This window comes from uncultured Nocardioides sp., from assembly GCF_902805925.1.
Lineage (GTDB): Bacteria > Actinomycetota > Actinomycetes > Propionibacteriales > Nocardioidaceae > Nocardioides.
Map to the genome: position 1 here is coordinate 22,654 of NZ_CADCUP010000138.1, position 7,499 is coordinate 30,152.

Consider the following 7,499-nt stretch of genomic DNA (forward strand, 5'->3'; position numbering starts at 1 on the left):
GCTATCCCTTCACCGCTCCTGACGTCAGTCCGCGGACGAAGAACCGCTGCAGGCCGAAGAACACCACCATGGGGAGCACCATCGAGATGAAGGCGCCGGCGGTCAGCAGCTCCCTGCCCAGACCAGCGGTCCCGATGAGGCCCTGGAGCTCCACGATGACCGTGGCGTTCTCCGACGACCCGAGGAACAGCTTGGCGACGAGCAGGTCGTTCCACACCCACAGGAACTGCAGGATGGCGAACGCGGCCAGGGCCGGCACCGACATCGGCACGATGAGCCGCCAGAACGTCTGGTAGTGCGACGCCCCGTCGATCTTGGCGGACTCGATGACCGTCTTGGGGAGGGTGGCCATGTAGTTGCGCAGCGTGTAGATGGCCAGTGGCATGCCGAAGCCGGTGTGCAGCAGCCACACCGCGAAGTACTGCCCGATGAGGTCGAGCCCGCGGGGACCCAGCAGGTTGAGCATCGGCTGGAAGGCCACCTGGATGGGCACCACCATGACCGCCACGATCGCCACGAACAGGACGTCCTTGCCGCGGAAGTCCATGAACGTGAAGGCGTACGCCGCGAAGGCGGCGAACATGATCGGGATCACCGTGGCCGGGATGGCCACGACCAGGCTGTTGATGAACCCCGACCCGATGTCGGTGCCTTCGAAGACGCCGCGGTAGTTCTGGGTGGTCCAGCCGGCGCCGAAGGGGTTGAGGAGCGCGGTCCACCACCCCGCCTCCGAGGCGTCGGTGCGGTCGCGGAACGACGTCACCAGCAGGCCGAGGGTCGGGACGGTCCACAGGATGCACAGCAGGAACATCACCACCATGGAGACGTAGCTGCGGGACCGGCCGTCCGACATCCGCCCTGCGGAGAGCTTGGGCGCGTCGCCTGACTTGAGGTGATCCGCCTCGGCGACCTCTGCCGCTGCGAGCTGCGTCATGAGTTCGCCTCCTCTGCCCTGAAGTGCCGGACCTGGTAGACGAGGACCGGGGTGATGGCGAGCAGCAGCACCACGACGATGGCCGCTGCCGTGCCCGAGTTGCTGTTGGCGAACAGCTCGAAGAAGTAGAGGTTCGCGATCACGTTGGTGTTGAAGCGGCCGTTGGTCAGCACGTAGACGATGTCGAAGACCTTCAGGACCATGATGAGCACGGTGATGAAGACGGTGATCGTCGTGCCCTTGATCTGCGGCAGGACGACCCGCCAGAAGATCTGCCACTCGGTGGCCCCGTCGATGCGGGCGGCCTCGAGGGTGTCCTCGGGGACGCCCTTGATGGCCGAGGACAGCAGGATCATGCCGAAGCCGACCTGCAGCCAGATGAGGATGACCATCAGCAGCAGGGAGTTCAGCTTGAGGGTGTCGTTCTGCAGCCAGGTCTGCGCCTCGCCGCCGATGGACGTCCAGACGGCGTTGAGCAGGCCCGTCTGGTTGGCGCCGGAGGAGTAGTCGTAGACCAGGGTCCAGATGGCCGAGGCGCCCACGAACGAGATGGCCATCGGCAGGAAGATGATGCTCTTGGAGATGCTTTCGCCGCGCCTGCTCAGCTTGTCGGCCATCACGGCGACGACGATGCCGATCGCCACGACCGTGGCCGGCACGATGAGCAGCCACAGGACGTTGTTGAAGAGCGTCCCGCGGAACTCCTCGCTCTGGAAGATCGTGCTGTAGTTCTCGAAGCCGACCCACGCCTCGCTGTCCTCGTCGGCGAAGGAGAACATGATCGTCTGGAGCGTGGGGTAGAGCAGCATCAGGGTGATGAGCCCGAAGCCCGGCAGCAGGTAGGCGTAGGGCATCAGCGCACGCGACGTCCGCTCGGGCAGCCCCTCGACGAACAGGTTGAGGAACCAGAAGAGGACGCCCGCCCCTCCGACGCCCACTCCGATGGCGACCAGGCCGATGAGGATCTTGCTGTCGAGCCACCACTCGGGACGAAGGCTGAAGGACAGGAAGACCGTGTACATCACGTAGGCGGTGACGGCCATGCCGACCAGGCCGCCGACCACGTGGACGACGTTCAGCTTGCGCGACGACGCCCCGGGCGAGGGGTCGGGCCCCAGCGCCGACGAGCCGGCGCTGGGACCCTTCTTGGCACTGACGGTGGTCATGACGAGGGCCAGGACGCCTCGATCGCGTCCAGCGTCTCCTGGCTGGACTGACCGCCGATCCAGTCCACCATGCCGGTCCAGAAGCTGCCCGAGCCGACGGCCTTGGGCATCAGGTCCGAGCCGTCGAAGCGGAACACGTCCGCCTCGGCGGCGGACTGGGCGATCGTGCGCGTCGTCTCATCGGCGTAGGTCGAGGCGTCGAACGTGGCGTGCGGCGAGAGCCAGCCACCCGCCCCTGCCCACTCGGCACCGAACTGGTCGGAGGTCAGGAACTCCATGACCTGCTCGACCTCGGGGTCGTCGGCCATGAAGGCGGCCGCGAGGTCTCCTCCGCCGAGGACGGGCTGGCCGTCGTAGCCGCCTTCGTAGGCGGGGAAGTAGAACGTGCCGACGGTGCCGTCGAGGTCGGCCTGCACCTCCTCGGGGTAGAAGCCGGTGGCGAAGTTGCCCTGGCGGTGGAGGTAGCAGCTGGGGTCGCCGCCGCTGAGGGCGGGCGTCATGGCGTCGGCGAAGTTGGTGTTGAGGATGCCGTCGGCACCGCCCTGGACCAGCTCGTCGTTCTTCAGGATCTCTCCAGCGGCGTCGAGCGCCTCGACGATCTGGGGGTCGTTGAAGGGGATCTCATGGGTGACCCACTGGTCGTAGACCTCGGGGCCGGCCACGCGGAGCACCATCTCCTCCAGCCAGTCGGTGCCGACCCAGCCGGTCGCCTGGTCGGACTCCCAGCCCATGCACCAGGGGGTCGTGCCGTCGGCGGCGATCCTCTCGGACTCGGCGACCAGGTCCTGGTAGGTGGCCACCTCGGTCGAGTAGCCGGCCTCCTCGAAGGCGGGCTTGGGATACCACACGATCGACTTGACGGCCATCCGCATCGGGGCGCCGTAGACGGCGCCGTCCTTGGTGGCCGCTTCCAGGAAGCCGGGGATCAGCGTGCTCTCGATGGCACTGACGTCGATCACGTCGTCCAGCGGGACGATGTCCTCGGAGAGGTCCAGCAGCCCACCCGGCTGCGGGAAGAGGCCGATGTCGGGGGCGTCGCCCGCCTCCACGCGCTGCACGACCGTCGTGGTGAAGTCAGTGTCCTCGGTGTACTCGACGTCGATCCCGGACTCCTCCTCGAAGGCCGCCAGGGACTCCTCGAACGCTGCCTTCTCGGCACCGCCGAAGGCGCCGAGGATGGTGACCGTCCCGTCCTCCTTCTCGCCACTGCTCACCCCACCGCCACCGCCACCGCCGCCGTCGTCGTCGCTGCTCTGCAGACAGCCCGAGGTCGCCAGGACGAGGGTTGCTCCTGCGCCGAACGCCGCCACGCGACGCCATGTGCTTCTTGCCATGCGTGTTCCGCCTCCTCGATCGTTGAGCCGCCTCTTTCGACAGCACTACGCAAACGTTTGCACGTCAACGCGTTCAAGGGTGACGTACGCCACAGCATGCCGTCAAGACCCCTTACGGAAACGTTTGCGCGACCGTTATGGTGCCAAGCATGCAGACGTCGGAGGGCGCACCGGATCGGTCCTTGCTGACGCCTGTGGCGCCCCAGGGAGCAGCACTCCCCTGGTCCGGCGAGGTCAACATGGCCGACGTCGCCGCACGCGCCGGCGTCTCCATCGCCACGGTGTCGCGAGCGCTCCGCGACGTCAAGGGCGTGAGCCCCGCGACGCGGGAGCGCGTCCGCGAGATCGCCGCCGAGCTGTCCTACGTGGTGTCCCCGGAGGCGTCGGCCCTGGCCCGCAAGGCCAAGGGCCGCATCGCCGTCGTGGTCCCCCGCATCGACATCTGGTTCTACTCCGCGATGCTGGCCGGCATCGAGGAGTGCCTCCGGGCCGAGGGCGTGGACACCCTCGTCTACCAGGTCCACGGCGAGGCCCAGCGCAGCCGGTTCTTCGAGGAGCTGCCCGCGCGGCGGAAGGTCGATGCGGTGGTGCTCGTGGCCCTGCCGATGACCCACGCCGAGGTGGGCCGGCTCGACACGATGGGCGTCCACGTGGTGGTCGCCGGTGGGCGGGTGCGCGACCTGCCCCGGGTCGACGTCGACGAGCTCGGCGTGACCCGCACCGCCATCGAGCACCTGCTCGGGCTGGGCCACCGCAGGATCGCCATGCTGCGCACCGACGACACCGAGGGGACGAGCTGGTCCTCGGACGTCGCCCGCAGGCGGGGGTTCCAGGAGACCATGGCGGCCCGGGGCCTGCCCGTGCCCGACGACTACATCGTGACCGAGCCCTACGGCCCCACGGCCGGAGTGCACGGGATGGAGCGCATCCTGCAGCTGGACCCCAGACCGACGGCGGTGTTCGCCTTCTCGGACGAGATCGCCATCGGTGCCCTCCAGACGCTCGGGCGCCGAGGCATCGCGGTGCCGGGCGGCATGTCGGTGATCGGCGTCGACGGGCATCCGCTGGCGGAGGCCTTCCGGCTCACGACGGTGTCGCAGCGCGTCGAGGCGCAGGGGCGCCGAGCGGGCCAGATGGCCATCGGCCTGGTGCGGGGGGTCGAGCAGCGGGTGCGCCAGGTCGTGCAGGCCGAGCTCGTCGTCCGGGGCTCGACCGGGCCCCCGGGTGGCTGAGGGGTCAGTGCCCGAGGATCGAGCGGCGCCGCGGCCGCGGGGGCCCCTTGCGCTGCACGGTGACGCCACCCATCACCGCGAAGCCGCGCACGCGCACGACCGGCGAGTCGGCGGTCAGCTCCGCCGGCACCTTGTCGCGGGCCTGGTCGAAGGCCCCCATCAGGCCGATGCCCTCGACGACGACGTGCGTGTGGGCGTTGACGACGATGTCGATGCCGCCCCAGAAGGTGCTGGCGTTGATCACCGTCTCGCGGGTGGTGAGGACGGCCTCGCGCAGGTCGAGGGTGATGCCGCCCATCAGGGCGAAGGCGGAGTGCGTGCTGCCGACGGTCCACGCACCGCGGCGGTCGATGCCGCTCATCACCGCGATGCTCGTGTCGTACGTCGGCCCGGCCAGCCGCCCCGGCGCCGGGCGGGGCACCGGCGACCATCCCACGCGTGGCGCGAGGTCGTGCCCGGGGGCGGGCAGGTCCACCGTGAGCGGCACGAGGTCGGCGTACGTCTTGGCGGACCAGGTGGCGTCGAGCCGCTCGTCGAGCTCGTCGAGGTCGATGCGGCCCTCGCCGGCCGCCTCGCGCAGCACCTCCGCCACGCGCTGGCGGTCGGCGTCGGAGATGCGCATCTGTGACGGTTCAGGTGTCTCCCCCATGCCTCCCAGCCTAGCCACGCGCGGCGGTGCTGCGGGAGGTCAGGCGGCAGCGGGACGGAGCTGCCGCGCCACCGCGGTCGCCGCGGCCCGGCCGGCACGGTTGGCCCCGATGGTGCTCGCCGAGGGCCCGTAGCCCACGAGCTGCACCCGGGGGTCGGCCACCGCGGTCGTGCCGTCGAGCCGGATGCCGCCGAGCTCGCTGCGCAGGTGCAGCGGCGCCAGGTGGCCCACGGCCGGCCGGAAGCCGGTGGCCCACAGGATCACGTCGACGCTCTTGCAGCGGCCGTCGGCCCAGCGGACGCCACCGGGCTCGATCCGCGCGAACATCGGAAGCCGGCGGTAGGCACCGAGGCGCTCGGCCTCCGCCTCCTGCGGGCGCAGGTGCAGCCCGGTCACGCTGACGACGCTCTGCGGCGGCAGGCCGCGGCGTACCCGCTCCTCGACGCGGGCCACCGCCGCCCGCCCGTCCTCAGGCTCGAAGCGGTCGATCCACACCGGCTCCCGGCGGGTCACCCACAGCGTCTCGGTGACCGGCGCCAGCTCCCCGAGCAGCTGGACGGCGGACGCGCCACCGCCCACCACGAGCACCCGCCGTCCGGCGAAGTGCTGCGCGCCCGGGTAGTCGACGGTGTGCAGCTGCTCGCCGGCGAACGTGTCCTGGCCGGGGTAGCGCGGCACGAACGGCCGGGTCCACGTGCCCGTGGCGTTGACCAGCGTGCGGGTGCGCCAGGCCCGCTCCCCCGCCTCCACGACGAGGAGGTCGTCCTCGCTCCGCACCCGGTCGACCGCCACCGGCCGCAGGACCGGCAGGGCGTGCCTGCGCTCGTAGTCGGCGAACCAGGCGGGCACCACGTCGTTGGCCGGCCGCTCGCTGCCCCGGGGGGCGGGAGCGTCGGGCAGGTCTGCGACGCCGTGCACGTCCTCCATCGACAGTGAGTCCCAGCGGTGCTGCCAGGCGCCGCCCGGCGCGGGGTCGGCGTCCAGGACGACGTGCTCCACTCCCCGCCGGGTGAGGTGGTACGACGACGACAGCCCTGCCTGGCCGGCGCCGATGACCACGGAGTCGAGGACGTGCACGTCGGGACAACGCCCGACCGGGCCGGGGTATGCCCGGTCGGCCTGGCGCCGTCACCCCCTGGCCGGCCGCTGCGACGTCATGCGAAGGGTGGGAACGGGTCCACGCCTCGTATGACGTCGTCGTCAGGCGGCATCACGGAGCCCACCGGCTCGCAGCGCCGCCTGGATCTGGGCGAAGAACTCGTCGGGCTGGAGCCTGAGCCCCAGCAGGGGCAGCCGGAGCACCGTGTCGCCGTCGATGGCCAGCGCGTTCTGCCGCAACGCGTCACCCACCACGTTCTCGGCCCAGGCGTGATGGATGCCGTCGACCTCGACCACCACGCCGAACTGCGGCCAGTAGAGGTCGAGGAAGTACCGCCGGCGCCCATCGCGCCGCAGGACCTGCCGCTGCGGCGGTGGCAGACCACGCCGCCGGAGCTCCGCCACGACATCGAGCTCTCCGAGCGCGCGCGCCCCGTCGAGGAGGTCGTTGACCACGGCATGGAGGAGGGCACGGCGTCGGTCCCGGCGTACTCGCAGCAGCTCCTGGCCCAGGGCGACCGGCGTGCACAGGCCCTGCTGCACCACCGCGGAGAGGAGGTACGTCGCCTCGCGGTCGGACCTCGCCCACAGCGCGCCGCGGATCGCGGCCACCGCGACGCGCGTCCGCGGGATGCCGATCGTCACGACGTCGTCCGCCGACCAGCGCCGCGTCTGCCGGATGTCGTAGGCGCGGCTCCTCCGGATCCGTGCGCCGCGCGGGACGCTGACCCGGACGCGCGGCACGGTGAACCGCTGCAGCCCGCCGGCGACGAGCGCGGAGGCGCCGTCCAGGCAGGCCCGGGGGCCGCCCTGGAAGACGGCCGCCCACCGGTGCGCCTCCGGCTGGAGCGTGGAGTTGTGGAGACAGACCGACTGGTCACCGACCCGCAGCCAGCGGCCACCGCGGACGTGTCCGGCCACCTCCCAGCGGGTAATGCCCAGCGAGTAGAGCTGACGACGCGACACCACACCGCCCTGGTCGTCACCCAGCGACCGCACGGCCACGAATCGTGGGTCGTCGAGGTCGGAGGCGAGCGGCACTCCCCCACCGTGGCCCTCCCGACGCCGTCTCGCACCTGGCGTCGG

The 7,499-nt window shown here is 70.9% G+C and carries 7 protein-coding genes; 1 reads left to right on the forward strand and 6 read right to left on the reverse strand.

The window, feature by feature from the left end; all coding sequences use genetic code 11:
• Position 1: 1 nt before the first annotated feature.
• From QZX64_RS10015 to QZX64_RS10025, 3 genes are read right to left on the reverse strand one after another with little or no spacing between them, the layout of a single operon-like run.
• Entirely contained in the window at positions 2–934 is a 933-nt protein-coding gene (locus QZX64_RS10015; RefSeq protein ID WP_295659065.1) for a carbohydrate ABC transporter permease, read from the reverse strand.
• Positions 931–2,100 (reverse strand): carbohydrate ABC transporter permease, encoded by a 1,170-nt coding sequence (locus QZX64_RS10020; RefSeq protein ID WP_295659068.1) that lies wholly within the window; start codon positions 2,098–2,100, stop codon positions 931–933. Before QZX64_RS10020 ends, QZX64_RS10015 begins: the two co-directional genes overlap by 4 nt.
• Positions 2,097–3,434: an ABC transporter substrate-binding protein gene (locus QZX64_RS10025; protein WP_295659071.1), complete on the reverse strand. Its 1,338-nt coding sequence runs from the start codon at positions 3,432–3,434 to the stop codon at positions 2,097–2,099. The genes QZX64_RS10020 and QZX64_RS10025 overlap by 4 nt, the downstream gene beginning before the upstream one ends.
• A gap of 182 nt (positions 3,435–3,616) precedes the next feature.
• On the opposite strand from QZX64_RS10025, the gene QZX64_RS10030 reads away from it, so the two are divergent.
• Positions 3,617–4,666 (forward strand): LacI family DNA-binding transcriptional regulator, encoded by a 1,050-nt coding sequence (locus QZX64_RS10030; protein WP_295659074.1) that lies wholly within the window; start codon positions 3,617–3,619, stop codon positions 4,664–4,666.
• A 4-nt stretch (positions 4,667–4,670) separates the two neighbouring features.
• Here QZX64_RS10030 and QZX64_RS10035 read toward each other — a convergent pair whose 3' ends face one another.
• From QZX64_RS10035 to QZX64_RS10045, 3 genes are all read right to left on the reverse strand, one after another.
• Positions 4,671–5,315: a DUF1707 domain-containing protein gene (locus QZX64_RS10035; RefSeq protein WP_295659078.1), complete on the reverse strand. Its 645-nt coding sequence runs from the start codon at positions 5,313–5,315 to the stop codon at positions 4,671–4,673.
• Positions 5,316–5,354: 39 nt separating this feature from the next.
• The gene (locus QZX64_RS10040; RefSeq protein ID WP_295659080.1) at positions 5,355–6,392 is read right to left on the reverse strand and encodes an NAD(P)-binding domain-containing protein; all 1,038 of its coding nucleotides are present in this window, start codon (positions 6,390–6,392) and stop codon (positions 5,355–5,357) included.
• A 123-nt stretch (positions 6,393–6,515) separates the two neighbouring features.
• Positions 6,516–7,499 (reverse strand): DUF559 domain-containing protein (locus QZX64_RS10045; protein WP_295659082.1); only part of this gene is annotated, 984 nt, incomplete at its 5' end.